Source organism: Paenarthrobacter sp. YIM B13468, from assembly GCF_042788025.1.
Taxonomy (GTDB): domain Bacteria; phylum Actinomycetota; class Actinomycetes; order Actinomycetales; family Micrococcaceae; genus Arthrobacter; species Arthrobacter aromaticivorans.
Map to the genome: position 1 here is coordinate 147,023 of NZ_JBHZPI010000001.1, position 15,544 is coordinate 162,566.

At 60.4% G+C, this 15,544-nt stretch carries 10 protein-coding genes and 1 pseudogene; 5 read left to right on the top strand and 6 right to left on the bottom strand.

Annotated features, from left to right (window positions below; all coding sequences use genetic code 11):
* Positions 1-7: 7 nt before the first annotated feature.
* Entirely contained in the window at positions 8-3,310 is a 3,303-nt protein-coding gene (locus ACFX4T_RS00655; protein ID WP_377650472.1) for a chitobiase/beta-hexosaminidase C-terminal domain-containing protein, read from the bottom strand.
* 360 nt (positions 3,311-3,670) lie between these two features.
* Between ACFX4T_RS00655 and ACFX4T_RS00660 the strand changes: the two genes are divergently transcribed.
* Together ACFX4T_RS00660 and ACFX4T_RS00665 are read left to right on the top strand one after the other, a co-directional pair.
* Positions 3,671-4,477 (top strand): hypothetical protein, encoded by an 807-nt coding sequence (locus tag ACFX4T_RS00660; RefSeq protein ID WP_377650473.1) that lies wholly within the window; start codon positions 3,671-3,673, stop codon positions 4,475-4,477.
* A gap of 86 nt (positions 4,478-4,563) precedes the next feature.
* Complete coding sequence (locus tag ACFX4T_RS00665) at positions 4,564-5,094, top strand: hypothetical protein (RefSeq protein WP_377650474.1); 531 nt, start codon at positions 4,564-4,566, stop codon at positions 5,092-5,094.
* 77 nt (positions 5,095-5,171) lie between these two features.
* Here ACFX4T_RS00665 and ACFX4T_RS00670 read toward each other — a convergent pair whose 3' ends face one another.
* Positions 5,172-6,518, bottom strand: coding sequence for a hypothetical protein (locus tag ACFX4T_RS00670; RefSeq protein WP_377650475.1), 1,347 nt, complete (start codon positions 6,516-6,518; stop codon positions 5,172-5,174).
* Between the two features lie 249 nt (positions 6,519-6,767).
* Positions 6,768-9,482 (bottom strand): GH25 family lysozyme, encoded by a 2,715-nt coding sequence (locus ACFX4T_RS00675; protein WP_377650476.1) that lies wholly within the window; start codon positions 9,480-9,482, stop codon positions 6,768-6,770.
* A gap of 287 nt (positions 9,483-9,769) precedes the next feature.
* Here ACFX4T_RS00675 and ACFX4T_RS00680 point away from each other — a divergent pair.
* Together ACFX4T_RS00680 and ACFX4T_RS00685 are read left to right on the top strand one after the other, a co-directional pair.
* Positions 9,770-10,660 (top strand): annotated as a pseudogene (locus ACFX4T_RS00680) (CpaF family protein); the annotation flags it as partial.
* A gap of 32 nt (positions 10,661-10,692) precedes the next feature.
* Positions 10,693-12,261, top strand: a complete 1,569-nt coding sequence (locus tag ACFX4T_RS00685) for a recombinase family protein (protein ID WP_377650477.1) — start codon at positions 10,693-10,695, stop codon at positions 12,259-12,261.
* A gap of 135 nt (positions 12,262-12,396) precedes the next feature.
* Here ACFX4T_RS00685 and ACFX4T_RS00690 read toward each other — a convergent pair whose 3' ends face one another.
* The gene (locus ACFX4T_RS00690; RefSeq protein WP_377650478.1) at positions 12,397-12,996 is read right to left on the bottom strand and encodes a recombinase family protein; all 600 of its coding nucleotides are present in this window, start codon (positions 12,994-12,996) and stop codon (positions 12,397-12,399) included.
* 192 nt (positions 12,997-13,188) lie between these two features.
* Between ACFX4T_RS00690 and ACFX4T_RS00695 the strand changes: the two genes are divergently transcribed.
* Positions 13,189-13,701, top strand: a complete 513-nt coding sequence (locus ACFX4T_RS00695) for a hypothetical protein (protein ID WP_377650479.1) — start codon at positions 13,189-13,191, stop codon at positions 13,699-13,701.
* A 123-nt stretch (positions 13,702-13,824) separates the two neighbouring features.
* Here ACFX4T_RS00695 and ACFX4T_RS00700 read toward each other — a convergent pair whose 3' ends face one another.
* Positions 13,825-14,472 carry a hypothetical protein gene (locus tag ACFX4T_RS00700; RefSeq protein ID WP_377650480.1) on the bottom strand — a complete coding sequence of 216 codons (648 nt, stop codon included), beginning with the start codon at positions 14,470-14,472 and terminating at the stop codon, positions 13,825-13,827.
* Positions 14,473-14,554: 82 nt separating this feature from the next.
* Positions 14,555-15,391, bottom strand: coding sequence for an HNH endonuclease (locus ACFX4T_RS00705; protein ID WP_377650481.1), 837 nt, complete (start codon positions 15,389-15,391; stop codon positions 14,555-14,557).
* Positions 15,392-15,544 lie beyond the last annotated feature (153 nt).

Consider the following 15,544-nt stretch of genomic DNA (forward strand, 5'->3'; position numbering starts at 1 on the left):
TTTGCTGCTAGGGGAGCGACGTGAACCCTCCCCAGCCCCACCCGACCTGGCTCCGGGAGAGCCATCCTGATGTACCGTTGCCGGGATACAGGAAGAGGTTGCCACCGGAGTCGCGCGCAAGCACATCGTTCTTGCCGTCTCCGTTGAAGTCGCCGGGGCCCAGGATTGCAGTCATCCCGCTCCAGCCGCTTCCAACTTGGACCCTGCTCAGCCAACCGCCGGTGCCGTTGCCTGGATAGAGCCATAGGATCCCGGACGTGTCCCTGGCCAGGACGTCCGTCTTGCTGTCGCCGTTGAAATCGCCGGTACTCAGGATGGCCGTCATGGAGTTCCACCCAGTCCCGACCTGGGCGCTTGACGCGAAGCCTCCCGTGCCGTTTCCGCGGTACAGCCACAGGACACCAGCTGAATCCCGCGCCAACACATCAGCCTTCCCATCACCGCTGAAGTCCCCTGGCGCGAGGATGAGCGTCATGCCCGACCAAGCTGTGCCGGCCTGCACCCTGGGCTGAAGCCCGCCAGCCCCGTTTCCGGGATAGAGCCAGAGGGCGCCATTGGTATCGCGCGCCAGGACGTCGCTGCGTCCATCACCGTTGAAGTCCTTGGTGGGAATGATCGCGTTCAGCAAGTTCCAACCAGTTCCCAGCGAGCGTTGCGTCAACCAACCACCACTGCCATTACCCGGGTAGAGCCAGAGCGTGCCGCCGTTGTCCCGCGCCACGACGTCGTTCTTTGCGTCTCCGGTGTAGTCCTTCCATGTGTTGGCCGGTGGCGCCGTCACGGTGTAGTTCTGGCTGATGATCGCCGAACTATTGTTTGACGGATCAACCGCGAAGTACTTCAAGGTCATCGCGGCCGTCAGCGTGATGGGTGTGGAGTACTTGTTGGCGGCTGTGGCAGTCGGAGTGGTGCCGTTGGTTGTGAAGTAGATGCTCGAGCCTGCTTCATTCACCGTGAGGGTGATCTGCTGGTTCACCGGGTAACTGCCCCCGGATGGAGTCGCGGTGACCACCGGTGGGGTGGTGTCCAAGATCGTGTAGGCACTGGTAGTGACTGCAGAAGCATTTCCATACGCGTCGACAGCTAGGGCCTTTACGGTGGTGTTGGCCGTGAGCGCGAATGGACTCGAGTATGCTTTCGTGCTTCCTGCAACTGCAGTAGCGGGCGTCGTGCCATCCGTTGTGTAGAGGATGCTTCCAGGTTCGCTGGAGGTCATGGTGACAAGCTGCCCTGAAGCATAGGCTCCGGCAGCGGGCGCAACCGTTAGAACCGGGGCGGTGTTGTCAAGGACGTACGTCTGCGTCGCTACCGTTGAAGAGTTGCCCGCAGTGTCGCGTGCGAAATACTTCAACGTCATCGATGACGTCAACGCTATCGGCCCGGAGTAGACGGGACTGGACGTTGTCGGCGTCGTGCCATCGGTGGTCACGTAGATGGTGGCTGCTTCGTTCACCGTGAGGCTGATGGTTTTGTTTGGCCCGTACGTTCCTCCGACCGGATCGACAGAGACCACAGGTGGCGTGGTGTCGGGAGCGAAGACAGTGACGTTTCTGGTTGCGGTGGAGGTGTTCCCCGCATTGTCCCGGGCTTCCACCGTGAACGCGATAGGTCCATTGGGTACGTTGGTGTAGGACTTTGGCGACGTGCACGCCGTAAAGGCGTTTGCGCCCAGCTTGCACCTGAACCCGGCAACGTCCGTGGACGTTGAGGCAAAGACGAACGACGGCGAGATGCCGACTGTTGCGCCTTCTGCAGGAGAACTGATGGACACCTGCGGTGCGGTCAGGTCAGTGGTAACAGTCACCGATGCCACAGTGCTGATATTGCCTGCCATGTCTGTCGCCCGAACCCGAAGGACGTGCTGGCCCTCGGTGCTGAGGTTGAAGACGTATCCGTTACTGCAGGCCGTGTAAGTTGTCGTGGAATCGACCGAGCAGGACAGGACAGTGTCAGTCTCCGAGGTCACTCCCAGGACGGGCGCACCGTTGACTGTTGCTCCAGCAGCCGGTGAGGTGATCACGGGAGCGGCGGGGGCAGTCAGATCAACCGTGAATGCCCGCGATACGGGAAGCCCTGCTGGCGCCGCTCGGACGGAGAATGTGTAGGCGCCGTTGGTCAAGGCAGTGGCGGGCGTAAACGTGCCACTCGTGCACACTTGCCAGACGGGTGTCGCGGCACTTAATTGGAGACTGCATTCAAGGGCGCTGCCAGGAGGCGTGGAGGCCACGGTGAAAGTAGGAGTGGAATCATTGGTGAAGGCCGGGTTGGCCGCCTGGGTTCCGTCTGCTGCCGTCGGACCACTCACAATCGAAGGTACGACGCCACCAAGGGTGAGCAACCTGCCCTGTTGGGCGGGTTTGGCAGGATCCAGCTGTCCCGGATCTTCCATGACCAGTAGTTTGCCGTCGCGCATGTTCAGTCCGCCGATCTTGCTGAAACCGAGGGCCCATTGGTTGTCTACGGTGTCGGTGCTCAAGTCGATGCGCGAGACGGTGTCTTTGCCGGCGTCGGCCGTAGTGGTTCCCCCACCCGTTCCCGTGTACAGGACCAGTGGCGTCTGCCAGTCGTAGTAGATGGCTGTGGGCTTGCCGACGTTATATAGCGGTGCTGGAACGAAGTTGGTCAATACTCCATCATCGGGTGCCGTGAATACCGTCAGTCCTGAGGTTTCAGCGACATAAACCACTACGTTGCCGGCACTGTTGCGGTGCGTGGCGGCAAGACTCAGGGAGTTTGAGTTAACCGAAGCGATTGATTCGATGCTCGGATGGAGGGCCGTCGGATCCGCGATCTTTACAATCGACCGGGCATTTGCGAACGACAGATAGATGTTGCCATCGGGGCCGTCACTGACGGCATTCGGACGGAGGTCGCCGTCGAAAATGGTCAACTGGCTGTCATAGTCGAATATGCCTGCGCTGGGCTTCCAAACCGCGCGAACTACCTCGGAACTTCCGACGGCGGCATCCGGAATGAACGCGATTTCGTCGCCCGAGCCGTGATTGGCAGGAGACGGATCAATCATGGCAGGAGTTCCGGCCAACGCGGGGCCCTTTTTGTGGCCGGCCAACGTGCCCCCGAGGCAGGTGCCCGTTTCGAGCCCGCCCGGGGTGGTCCCTGCAGCTTCGGTCACCCGGCAGAATCCGGCACGCGCATCTGAGACCCAGATCCTTCCGGCCGGGTCCACCACCGATCCAGCTGCCTTCGTAAGACCCACTGCCACAGTTTGGCGGGCCTGGTCGGCGTTGGCAGCCCCCGCTGTGAATACACCTGTGAGCGCTGCCGTAGCCAGGCTCGCCGAGGCGATCAATGCGGTGAGTCTATGGCGACGCCGTCCTCCAACTCTCCCGCTGAACGCGGAGGGATGGGAGTTTACATGAGAGGTTCTTGAGCGACCGGCGAAGGCAAGGCACGCCAAACCAAGCTGAAGAACACTGCGATTGCGCGTGTCCACCGAGGGATCCCCACTTCATTCGGATGCTCCCCAGCTCCGCATGCATTGGTTATTCGCCCCACGCCGTCTCCGGCTGCGTCTACGTACATCTTCCCCCAATTTTCACATTTGTCACTAGGTACTTTTTGATGCGAGACATTTTTTGCCCGCAACGTTGCCCCGGCGGACGTCTTGACCGCGCATGCGCAGCCCCGCACGATGGAGATGGAGGTCATAATGCGCAGACTGTTTCCGATGGTGGTGCCGCTGGTGATGCTTTTGGTCGCCTGTACTCCATCGGCCCAACCACTGCCGGGAACGAGTACCTCGTCCACGACAACCGGCACCGCAAACAGCAGCGCCACAGCGGAGCCCAGCCACTCGCCGTCGACGATTCCCAGTAGTGGCACCACCGATGGCGGCGAGCCATTGGGCGACGGTGATGAACCTGGCCGCTACGCGTACCGATGCACAAGCCTGGACGCCTCGCCGGAAGTCCAGTTGTCGAGCCTCGCCGAGGTCTGGGCCGCCACCAATTACACGCGGATGGGCTCCTGTGAGGTCACTTACACAGGGCCGCAACCGTTCGAGCCAACGCCCCGTGAAACCGAAGCAATTTCGACGGCGGCACCGCAAGGAGCGGGCGACGATGACGGACTGGCAGTGATGTTGGACGTCCTCCGCCTCTGCACGCGGATCAGTGATGAAAGCGGGCCGGGCGGATTTGAGGAAGCCGGACGCGGGACGTTGCTTGCCGCGGCCTCACTCTGCCCGGATGCTCCGCAGGGCAAAATCATCGCAGCATGGGCCGAGGGTACGAGGATGGCTGACGGCAGCCACCTCGTGGGCGATTCGGTGCAACCCGGCAAATATCAAGTCGTCAGGCAGGGCCCGTCCGCAGCAGATTGCAGGTGGTCCTTAACCGGCGCAGGGGGTGCCATTGCCGCCGAGGGAGGACTTCCAGCGGTGGGCGAAGGCCTCGATCTTGCTGCCGGCCAAAACTTTACTAGTGACAAATGCGGAATTTGGGGGAAGATGTACTAAGACGCAGCCGGAAACGGCTTGGGGCGAATAACCAATGCATGCGGAGCTGGGGAGCATCCGAATGAAGTGGGGATCCCTCGGTGGACATGCGCAGGCGCAGTGTTCTTCAGTTCGGTGTGGCAGCTATTGCCTTGGCCGGTTGCTCAGGAACCAATATAGATACTTCCCAACCAGCCGCACTTGATATGGCGCCTGTGGTCGACAACAAGGACAAAATCCCCCGGGAACGTCCGGAGCCCCTGACCCGGTATCAATTCACGTGTACGGCGGCCGATGGCAGCCTCATAGGCAAGTTCTCGAGCCTTGAAGAAGTCTGGGCATCCACTCGGTATTTGCACGTCACTGACTGCCAAGTCGACTATGTCGGAAAAGGACCACATATCCTGACTCCGGAGGAGACAGCAGCCGTTAATGCCGCCCTGGCAGCGGGTGCTGCATCAGGCGATGCGTCTGGTCTCTGTCTGCGCATCATTAAGGCCTGCACCCGGACGGATCCCAGGACAATCGCAGCCTCGCTCAGCATTTATGGGGTTCCTGTTGTGAAAGGGGCCCTGACGCTTGCGCCGTTGGCGCCGCAGGCGGCTGTGCTCACCAAGTGGCTTAAGACGGAAGTGTAAGTAGGCGACTCCCTGAAGGGGCAGACACGGAAAGGCGCGGACCCTCTTGGATCCGCGCCTTCACACAGTCCATCCAGTCAGGCAAGCAAGGTATTCATCGCATTGATAAGTGTGGTCTCCACGCCATTCGTACCCGCCTTGAAATGGGCCAGATGTCCATAGACGGTCATTGAGCCACCAGCAATTCCTGGGTAATCCGGCTCCCAGCCACCCTCATAGCTGCCGAGTGGCATGTTGGGCGGAAAAAATTCATTGCTTGGTATGTAGCAGCAGGACTCATTGGCATATCCGCCGACGATGATGCCGTTGGTTCCGCCGTTGCGATTCCGGAAATAGGCCCCATATCCACTGACGAGCTCGCCGCCGATCATGGCGATCTTAAGCTGGGGGCTTCCGTTGAACTTCCACACTTGGAACGGGGAGGGCACCGCTGTCTTGTAGCTGTTGCTGTCGATACGGCCGATCATTACCTGGGCATGACGCTGATACCACTGCGGCTGGCCATTGGGGTTCCCCAAACGAGCCACGTACGCGGCACGCACAGCAGCCAGGTTGCTGGCCGTCGCTGTGATGTCCAGTGGAAGCTGGACCTCCTGGTATCGAGTCACCATCGGGCCGCTGAGTGCTCGTCCGGCCGACTGCATGTTTGAATTGACGGTCGCGCCGAGGGCGTCCCCATGCTGGTCCCTGAGCTCCCAGCTGCGGACTCCGCCTGGGTCTTGGTCCCCAGCGGGTCCCTGCACAAACATGGCGAAACAATTCGGGTTACGGTTCTCGATGTAATTGCAGGCACCTGCTGCGAAATCTCCGTCAAACAGCGTGCGCAAGCCTGCACTGATGGGGTGGCAGCCATAGCTGAAAATCACGGCCGCGGGTGTACCGTTGCCGCGCCTGGCCACGAGAATGGGGACGGCCGTTTCTGTATAGGGAAGCCCCACTCTGTTGGCGGAAAAATTCTGTGTTGAGACTTTGTAGTCGAAAGTCACCGCAATTTCATTGGCATCCAGGGCTTCCTGGGCAAGGTCAACGATCGTGTCTTCCAGATCGGCGCTGTACGAGCGGAGCAACCCAAGGTCTGCCAACCCATACGCCATGTAGGGATGCAACGTATCGATCAGTGCTGGACCGTTGTGCGTGTGCGTCGCCTGGATCAGGATGTCGCTGCTGGACCAATCCGCGAGTTGAATGATCCTGTCGCGGATCCTTTGATGCATGGCCCGAGGCAGTGCCAGAACGTCCAACGAGATGATGATGTGGGGATGTGCGTCTTCCCAGATGAGGATTGCCCGAGCATACAGGGGCTCGAACGGTGAACTGCTGGTGGCCTCGCGTCCGCCATCGGTGGTGCCATATCCGGCCATATACGGATTGGTGCTCAGCGACGGCGTAATGTCAGCGCTTGCAGTTCCAACTCTAAACGCCATAAAAGATCACTCCTTGATTGTGCGCAATGGGTGATCTTCGCTTGCCCCCAAACAAAGTCCGTATCCCAAAAAGCGCTGAACAGCCAATACGTGAGACCACCTTCATTAGACCATGTGATCCGCGAAATTTGCCCGCTCCTGGGCGATATTTATCGCCCGCCCAGGCATGGCAGTCTGCCGGGAATCAAGGGAGGGCCCCTTCATGGAAGATTTCCACGAAAGGGCCCTCGAAACTGGACTGCTTGCGTACTATTTTGCCGCTGGTGCCAGAATCGTTAGGGAATTCCAGCCTGTGCCGATCCGTGTTGGTGTTCCCCACGAGCTGTTCGAACCCACCGGATAGTAGCGCAGCTCACCCAGGGTGGTCCGGGCGATGACACCGCTGGAGCCGGCTCCGGCAAATCCGCGGACGGCACCGAAACTTGTGATGACGTTCCAACCTGTTCCAACCACCGCTGCAGCTTCCTGCATGAAGTTGCCGGTGCCGTTGGAACGGTACAGTTTCAGATCGCCCGCTGCGTTTTTCGCCAGGAGATCGGCATTGGAGTCTTTGTCAAAGTCCATTTGAACTATGTCCAAGCCAGTCCAACCGACTCCGATGGAGATACCGGTGGACACCGTCTTTCCGCTGGGGTTGCTGAAGTAGTAGAGGCGACCCGTGGAGTCGTATCCTACGATTCCGGGATGTGCATCGGCCTTTTTCCATGTCCCAACGCTTAGCGTCCAGTCCTTCCAGTTACTGCCGAGGGCGATGGGAGCCCCAAAACCGCTGCCCGTCTTGCCCGGGTAGACGTTAAGCCGGCCGTCGGCCCACTGCGCCACAATGTCCAGGGCGCCGTCTCCGTTCCAATCCGTGACAAACCCGGCCTTCAGGCCGGCCCACCCTGTTCCGATGAGGTCTTCCGGTAGAAGGGCAGTGGTACCAGTCCCGGGATAGCGGTAGAGGTTGGCATCGGCACGGACCGCGACAACATCCTCCGGGTCGATGCCGAGTGTTGTCTCAACATCCAGGGGAGCGTCGCTGATCCGGATCGCGTCATCCCAGCCCAGTCCGATGAGACTGCGGTCGCCCCACGAACCCGCGACGGCTGGGTAATAGTAGAGGTCACCATTGGCGGTGCGGGCATGGAGTCCCTGGGAACCGGCGCCGCTGAAGCCGATTGCTGAACTTACCGACGTCATGCCATTCCATCCGGAACCGATCACGTGGGCGGCTTGGTTGAGGAAGCTACCCAAGCCATTCGAACGGTACAGTCGAAGAGTGCCATCGGAAGTGCGCGTAACGATGTCTTGGCTGCCGTCGCCATCGAAGTCGATCTGGTTCAGCTGGTGGCCGCTGAAGCCTGTCCCAATCAAGACGCCACCCCCAAGCGCTCCACCTCCTGTGTTGGGGTACCTGTACAGATTGCCCAGATAGTCCTGTCCTATAACGCCCGGATAGGCATCTTTGGAGTTCCACCAACCCACGGTCAGGGACATTTCCTGCCAACCGGAACCGACTTGGATGGGAGCATAGAAGCTGCCGCCAGGAGCACCCCGGAAGACTTTCAGCGTTCCGTCGGACCACTGAGAAAGAATGTCCTGAACACCGTCCTGGTTCCAATCGACGACGTAGAGCGATTTTGCACCCGTCCACCCCGAACCGATGGCCACTGGACCAGTGATCCGGCCACTTCCGTCCGCCGGAAATGCATCGAGCCTGCCGGTTGAGCTTGTAGCCAGGAGGTCAGCACCGGACTTGATGGACGGGTTGGAGGGGGCTGAGGCGCCACGTGCGAACGTCCGCAGCTGATCGTAGCTGCCATTGAAGATGTTGGAATCACCTTCGAACGGCCCGGTGCTGCTGTACTGCCACATGGTGTAGTTGCCCCAACTGGCGGGCAAGGAGCCAGGGGAGTTCGTGGGGTTGTTCCAGTACGAGGCGATCCACAGCGGGTAACTCCCGAACGTGGAGTTTCCTACACACGTATTCCACCAGTCAGTGGTGCTGTAAACGACGGGAAAACGCCCCGTGAGGGCTTTGACCGTGTTGCCGAAATCGGCAGCCCACTGTCCAAGTTGTGCCTTGGACATGTTGTAGCACGTGTTGCCGAAGTAGAAGCCATTGATGGTCCGTCCGGCGTAGGGGTTGTATTCGATGTCCAGGACTGGAGGAAGTGTGTAACCGTCCGCTGTCCATCCGCCGCCATTTGCCACGAAGTATCTCGCTTGGTCCGCACCCGAAGACCAGTTGGGGATGGCGAAGTGATAGGCGCCGCGGACCATGCCGGCGTTGCGGGATCCGTTATATTGCTGTGCATAGTTTTCGTTCAGGTAATAGTTGCCCTCGGAGGCCTTCACGTAAGCCCAGCGGGATCCTTCGTTCCATTGGCTTTGCCAGTCGACGTTGCCCTGGTGCGCGCTGACGTCCTGTCCATGGATACCGATGGTTGGTCTCCAATGACCTGGATCGGCGTCCATCGGCACCACCTGTCCCACTGTGCGTGCGCCAGCAGGCCCTGAATTTCCGCTGCCTTGCTTTGCTGCAATGACCCTGGGTGAGCGCTGACCCATCTCTGCCCCGCCAGCAGGAATTGCGGCGCGCATTGCCGCTTTCATGGTCTCGGCATCCGGAGCACTGCCAGGCATTGCTTTCGTAGTAGGCAGCGTTGCTTGATCGTCCGGAGCAGGGCCGACGGCCGGCAGCGGTGCAACCGAAGGTGAAGGCTCGACGGCGGTAGGCACCTGCGGCTGGTCGGTCACCGTCGGGGCGCTGTCCGAGGTGCTCCCCGAACCGGATGGACGAAGCGAGTCCGCTGCGGGCGGCGTCTGTTCAGCGATGGGGGCGGGAGCCGGGCGTGGGCCGGAGTCCTCCGCCCATGCAGGAATGCCGGAAAAAGTCCCTGCAAGGAGGGCCAGGCAAAGGGTGATTCCAGTCCTTGCAAGCGGCAAGCGACGGACCAACTCTATGGGGGTTCTTGTCATATCCAATTCCGGCCCTGTGCCGCGGTTCAGCGGCGCATGGTGTGGCTTGCTGACAAGCTCCGGGGCGGGCGCCTGCGCATGGGACCAAAGGCCAGCTCCTAACGGGCTTTACCCTAACATTCGGAAACTGGAGTGACTAGTGGTACAGGCGATGCTGAAGGGACTCTTGTTCCAATAGTTATCCACAACCCGCCAAGCACAACTTGGCCCTCGACAGCGGCTCCCTTAGCGTAGGTCACTCGAGATACGCCTCTCGGATACGGACACGAAGGTTTTTTGGGGGAAATATGGAGGCCGTTGGGATTGTGGAAGGTGAGGTCCGCGAACTTATCAGACGCCGCGGCTTGGACCCTTTCGAACAGACCGCGGAAGTCCGACGTTTGGTTGAGGACGCGGTCAACGACTATGACGAGAGGGCGCTCCTTGGACCCCTTCCGCCATTGGGACATCTGGATACCGCCCGCAGGCACGTCTTTGACGCCGTAGCGGGATTCGGACCCCTGCAGCCGTTCCTGGATGATCCCGGAATTGAGGAAATTTGGATCAACGCGCCCCACGAGATTTATGTCGCGCGTAATGGGGAGTCCGAGCTGACGGGCATCACCCTGAGCGAACAGCAAATCCGGGACCTCGTTGAACGGATGCTCAAGAGTTCGGGACGGCGGCTGGACTTGTCGTCACCGTTCGTGGATGCGGCCCTGCCGGACGGGTCACGATTGCATGTTGCTATTCCAGACGTGACCAGGAAGCACTGGGCCGTCAACATCAGAAAGTTCATCGCCAGGGCGAACCGGCTTGAGCATCTCGTCGAGTTGGGAAGCCTCACACCCCAATCCGCCAGATTCCTTGGCGCAGCCGTTGCAAGCGGACTCAACATCCTCGTTTCCGGTGCGACCCAGGCAGGGAAGACCACAATGTTGAACTGCCTTTCGGCAAGCATTGGCTCACGTGAGCGCGTTGTGACCGTTGAAGAGATCTTTGAATTGCAACTCCCTCTGCGTGATGTTGTGGGTCTGCAATGCAGGCAACCGAACCTGGAAGGTCATGGAGAAATTCCGTTGCGAAGGCTCGTTAAGGAAGCCCTTCGCATGAGACCTGATCGCCTGGTGGTTGGCGAAGTCCGCGAAGCCGAAAGCCTGGACATGCTGATCGCGTTGAATTCCGGGCTTCCCGGTATACGTTCAAACGCAATACAACGTAGGCTGTCCTCATGGCACAGCAACGAGCGGCGATCTATGCCCGCATCTCCGAAGACAAGACCGGCGCGGGCCTTGGCGTGCAACGCCAGCTAGAGGACTGCCAAGCGCTCGCAGCCTCGCAAGGCTGGACCGTCGCCAAGGTGTTTACCGACAACGACATAAGTGCATACTCAGGCAAGAAGCGTCCCGGCTACCGGGAAATGCTATCCGCCATGGAGTCCGGTGATGTTGACGTGGTGTTGGCATGGCACACTGACAGGCTGCATCGCAGCCCACTTGAGCTTGAGGAGTACATTAGCCTTTCCGAAAAGCATGGCGTGACTACGCGGACCGTCCAAGCTGGCGAGCTTGATCTGTCCACTGCAACGGGCCGCATGACAGCCCGTATCCACGGCGCTGTCAGTAGGCAGGAGTCCGAGCACAAGGCGGATCGCATCCGCCGTGAGCAACAGCAAAAGGCTATGAATGGTCAGTGGACGGGAGGTGCTCGCCCCTTTGGCTGGCAGTTCGTGGATCGCAAGCCAGTCATTGAAGAAACTGAGGCGGCGATCATCCGAGAGGCGCACTCGCATGTACTGGCTGGCCTGTCGCTTGGCTCTTTCATCGACAGCCTTGCAGAGCGCGGCGTCAAGACCGCGCGTGGTGGCTCCTGGTCCTATGCAACGCTGCGGCAAATGCTGATGCGCCCCCGCAACGCGGGCCTTGCTGAGTGGAAAGGCGAGATCGTGGGGGCGTCCGAGTTCCCGGCGATCGTTGAGCGCCACGTGTGGGAGGCAACGCGCTCGGTGCTCACGGACCCGGCACGGCGACGATCCACCACCAACAAGGTCAAATACCTGCTGGCAGGCATCGCGCTCTGTGAGTGTCTGCGCCCCGTGAAGTCCGGTCAGGTCGTAGACCGCAAGGGCGTCAAGCACATGATCTACCGTTGTTCAGAGCGTGGCCCCGGCCACGTGAACAAGCGGATTGAGTACGTAGATGCGGCGGTTGAGGAGCGCGTGTTGTGGTTCTTGGCAAGCGCGGATCGCCAGTCTACGCACGCGGTTGATCCTGAGGTGGTGAGCGCACTGCGCACCGATGAGTCGGCATACCGCGAGCGGCTCAATGAGGCGGCGCGGATGTTTGCCAGTGGAGACATCGACAGCGAGCAACTGGCGGCAATGTCGAAAGGGCTGCGGGCCAAACTTACTGAGACACAAGCGAAGCTGGCGGCGCTGGATGAGGAGACGGCGCGCAGCAAGGAAACGGACTTGGCTGGGCAGGTGGATTGGAAGAACAGCGACGCCTCAGCACACTGGAGCGCCTTGCATGTCGAGCGTAAGCGTGCATGGCTGCGGGCCAACATGGTGATTGTGCTCCATCGACACGCGCGCGGTAGTGCCCGCGTCTTTGATCCGCTCACCATTCAGGTGGCGCTCAAGGCGACGCCCGATGCTGAGATCACACAAGAGCACGTGGCGGACTGGCGCGCCACGGCCAATGGATGGGGCGATCTTCCAATCAGCCCGAGTCTCCTCCTCACCACAGTCGGCGACGTGGATAATGCATTGGCGGCCGGGCGCAGATTAGGGCGCCCGTAAAGTGCGCAGGGGTACCCAACCATCGCCCCGGTCCCGATAGGCGCTAATTGGCCCCTCGGGCACGGCGTTTAGAGGGCACTCTGAGAAACGACAAGACCCCCGGCGTAAACCGGGGGTCTTGCTGTTGGTGTGTAGTTAGGCGCTGGCTTTATCCGTGAGGCCAAGCGCGTCCATCCGGCGATAAAGCGTAGCCCTGGACATTCCCATGTCACGTGCGACTTGAGCGGCTGGCTCACCGGACTGGATCAAGCGGAAAGCGCTCCTGATCTGGCGATCCGTGAACTGCTCCTTGCGTCCGCCCAAGTCCTTGCCAGCGGCTCGGCGCTTGCTCACGCTGTCATTGATGCGCTCGCGTTTGATCTCAAGCTCCATCTGTCCGAGCGCGGCCATGACTGTGAAGATCATGGCCCCCATGGGGGTGCTGGTGTCCATCACACTGCCGCCCAAGTTGAGCACGCGCAGCCCTGCGCCCTTGTCCTTGATCTCCTCAGCCAGCTTGAGCATGTTCACGGTGGAGCGCCCCAAGCGATCCAGCGTAGTGACAACCAGAGTGTCACCGTCGTGCAGCGCGGCCAACGCTTTATCCAGCGCCAGCCGGGTTGCCTTGGCTCCGCTCACGCCGTGATCTACGTACAGGTCATCTCGCCGCACTCCAGCAGCGAGCAGGTCAATCTCCTGCCGGTCAGTCTCCTGTGCCTTGGTCGAAACGCGAGCGTATCCGATCAGCTTTGCCATGTGGAACTCCTATCTAAAGTGTCTCGCAACAGTGTTTGCTTACATCCAAATTAACAGTCACTTGCGAGACATACAAGCGAGACACTTTGATGGTGCTCTGGATGGGGAATGGTGTCTCGCTGGCAAGGTGTCTTAAATCCCTTGGCTTGCGAGACATGAGAACGCCGGTGCCAGTGGTGACATGATGGGCGCATGCAGAACTTGCCGTGGTGGGTGTATCTCTTACAAGGATCAGTCGGAGCCGTTATCGCCTTGGTCGGCGTACTCGTCGCCTTTGTGCTCACGCGTCGTCACGATCTCGACCGGGACAAGAAGGCTCGGGAGGCCGAGGAGGCTAAGGAGCGGAAAGAGAGGACCGCGAAATCGATCGGTGACGTTCTGCAAGCGGCGCTTGATCTCCGCGATCAGGACAGCCCTCGGGAATTGAATCATGCTCTCATTCGCTTCTCCGTCCGAGAGGCCGAGTATTCGGACGCCTCGGAGTGGGCATCTGACAAGGCCAATGAAATCTGGCACCTTGAGGACGAAGGAAACTTTGAAGCGGTTGCTTGGGAGGCTGGCTACTTGACCTCCATGTTGAGAGGCTGGGCGGCTGACGGGTATCCCGATGGTTACTTCGCTTCCCTCGCTGAAGCATCGCGCAAACGCGCGCGCGAGCGTGCCGTGGCGGCATCGCGCCGGAAGGAGCAGCTTGAGGAGGCTTAGACGCAAAGGGGAGGGGGGGTAACCCCCTGCCGGTTTCCAGCCGCCCCCGGTCGTGATAGCGCCTCCCCACGTGTACGGGTTAGAAAGTCGACGGGCGGGGCCGCAGCCCCGCCCTTGCTGCCACTACAGCGTGTAGTGTTCGGCGGCAAACTCCTCTCCGAGGGCGACAGTCTGGGTGGCCCGCTTGGCGACCGTCTCAACGCGGGAATCGTAGACGTAGCGAACTCGTTCGCCGTTCACCGATACCCAATCGGGCATCATGAACTCCTTGCCCCAGGCCAGCGCAGCGCCCTCGGTTTCGCCGCCCTTGGTGATCTCCTTTACATCGGCCATGAGCCGCGCCCGCGCGGCGTTGTGGGCCTCGCACTTGGCCTTGTGATCGGCCAGCATTGTGGCGATCTGCTGAGCAAGTGCCTCGCCCTCTGTGCGCAATGCGTCGGCAGACAGGCCGTACTCGCCGGACTCCACGCGAGCCACAACGTGAGCGCTCTTGGCCTCACGCTCGGCTTGCTGTGCAGCCTCGACAGCGCGCGCTTTCGCCTGCTGCTTGAGTTGGTAAAAGTTCAGTTCGGCATTGGCCTTGGTGAGATCGTCCAGTTGGATGCTGTCGTCGCCAGCTTCGATGGCGCTTTGAATCCGCCGAATTTCATTGGCGGCGTTGACAACTCCCATACCTGCCGTTGTCAGCGCGGTCATGGTCTCGGCCAGTTTGGTCTCCGCTGCCTTGAGGTTGGCGCTTGTGGTCTTGACGTTGTTGGTTGTGGTGCTCATGGGTGTATCTCCTTTGGAGTGGTGTGCGGAACTCCTTGTGAGTGCCGCTTGAAGGTGTGCCGGTGTTGGCACTGCGGGGCGATTAGGCCGCAAGGGCCAACTGGACCCGCACCAGTGTTTTGGGTGCCTCTGTGCCGTGCTTTGACGGCTCTGGCTTGAGGTAGGGGAGGCCATTATCAATGGCCCAAATGATCATGCTGTCAATGACTGGTGTGGTTCGCGTGTGCCGCCAGAACTCTTTATCGTCGGCGGCGGCTCGCTCGTGCATCAGCCTCAGATTCTCGGTGTTCGTGATCGCCCATAGGTGATCCGGCCGGACGCAGTGCACCACGTTGCAGATGTGATCAAGAACTTTCCCGGGGGCGTGGCCACCACAAAACCAGACGTAGGCGAAGCGGTGGGCCAGCCATGTGCCGCCGACCGTGCCGGAATGGCCGTAGCCTTTCGGATTCTTGGTGCCGGTCCAGAGCCAGCATCCAGTTACGGGGTCTGGCTCAATTTGCAACCGGAAGTTCATCAGCGTTTCTGCTTGGGCTTCGGGGCTGCGCTCGGAAAGCGCAAGCCTTTCATGCGTGCGGCACAGGTAGTGCGCGGCCTTGACGCGGTTGCATCCCGGCACTCTGCACTTGATCTGTTTGCGTAGCCATTGCTGGTAGTGGGTCTTGCAGCGCTTCCGTGCGTGGATCGGCTTGCCGCAGTTGACCGGCTTGTCGGCCCCGTCCAAGGCGCATGCTTTCTTGGGCTTCGCGGTGGCTTGGCCCTGTAGCGCTTTTTTCGGTGTTGCTGTTGCCGGTTGCCCCTGATTCCCCGGCATGTCGGCGGGGTTTTTGTGAGCGCCTGGACTCCTGTCGCTGGCCTCTGGGTTATATATGGCATCGGTGTTCTTGCTGTCGGTCTCGGTCTGGCCGTCGTAGCTCAAAGCGGAGACGGCATGGATGGTGCTGGTGATGGGAAACTCCGTGGTTGTGGGCCGTCGCCAGAAAGGACGGACGGCGTGGAAGGGCATGACGAAAGGGCGCGCCCTGATGGGCGCAATGGGAATGAGTAGGCGCTCAGCGAGCGGGGGACTCCA

Excerpts from the sequence above, each read along its gene's own strand:
- ACFX4T_RS00675 (WP_377650476.1), bottom strand. The coding sequence starts at position 9,482 with ATGACAAGAACCCCCATAGAGTTGGTCCGTCGCTTGCCGCTTGCAAGG.
- ACFX4T_RS00700 (WP_377650480.1), bottom strand. The coding sequence starts at position 14,472 with ATGAGCACCACAACCAACAACGTCAAGACCACAAGCGCCAACCTCAAG.
- ACFX4T_RS00670 (WP_377650475.1), bottom strand. The coding sequence starts at position 6,518 with ATGGCGTTTAGAGTTGGAACTGCAAGCGCTGACATTACGCCGTCGCTG.
- ACFX4T_RS00685 (WP_377650477.1), top strand. The coding sequence starts at position 10,693 with ATGGCACAGCAACGAGCGGCGATCTATGCCCGCATCTCCGAAGACAAG.
- ACFX4T_RS00690 (WP_377650478.1), bottom strand. The coding sequence starts at position 12,996 with ATGGCAAAGCTGATCGGATACGCTCGCGTTTCGACCAAGGCACAGGAG.
- ACFX4T_RS00665 (WP_377650474.1), top strand. The coding sequence starts at position 4,564 with ATGCGCAGGCGCAGTGTTCTTCAGTTCGGTGTGGCAGCTATTGCCTTG.
- ACFX4T_RS00695 (WP_377650479.1), top strand. The coding sequence starts at position 13,189 with ATGCAGAACTTGCCGTGGTGGGTGTATCTCTTACAAGGATCAGTCGGA.
- ACFX4T_RS00660 (WP_377650473.1), top strand. The coding sequence starts at position 3,671 with ATGCGCAGACTGTTTCCGATGGTGGTGCCGCTGGTGATGCTTTTGGTC.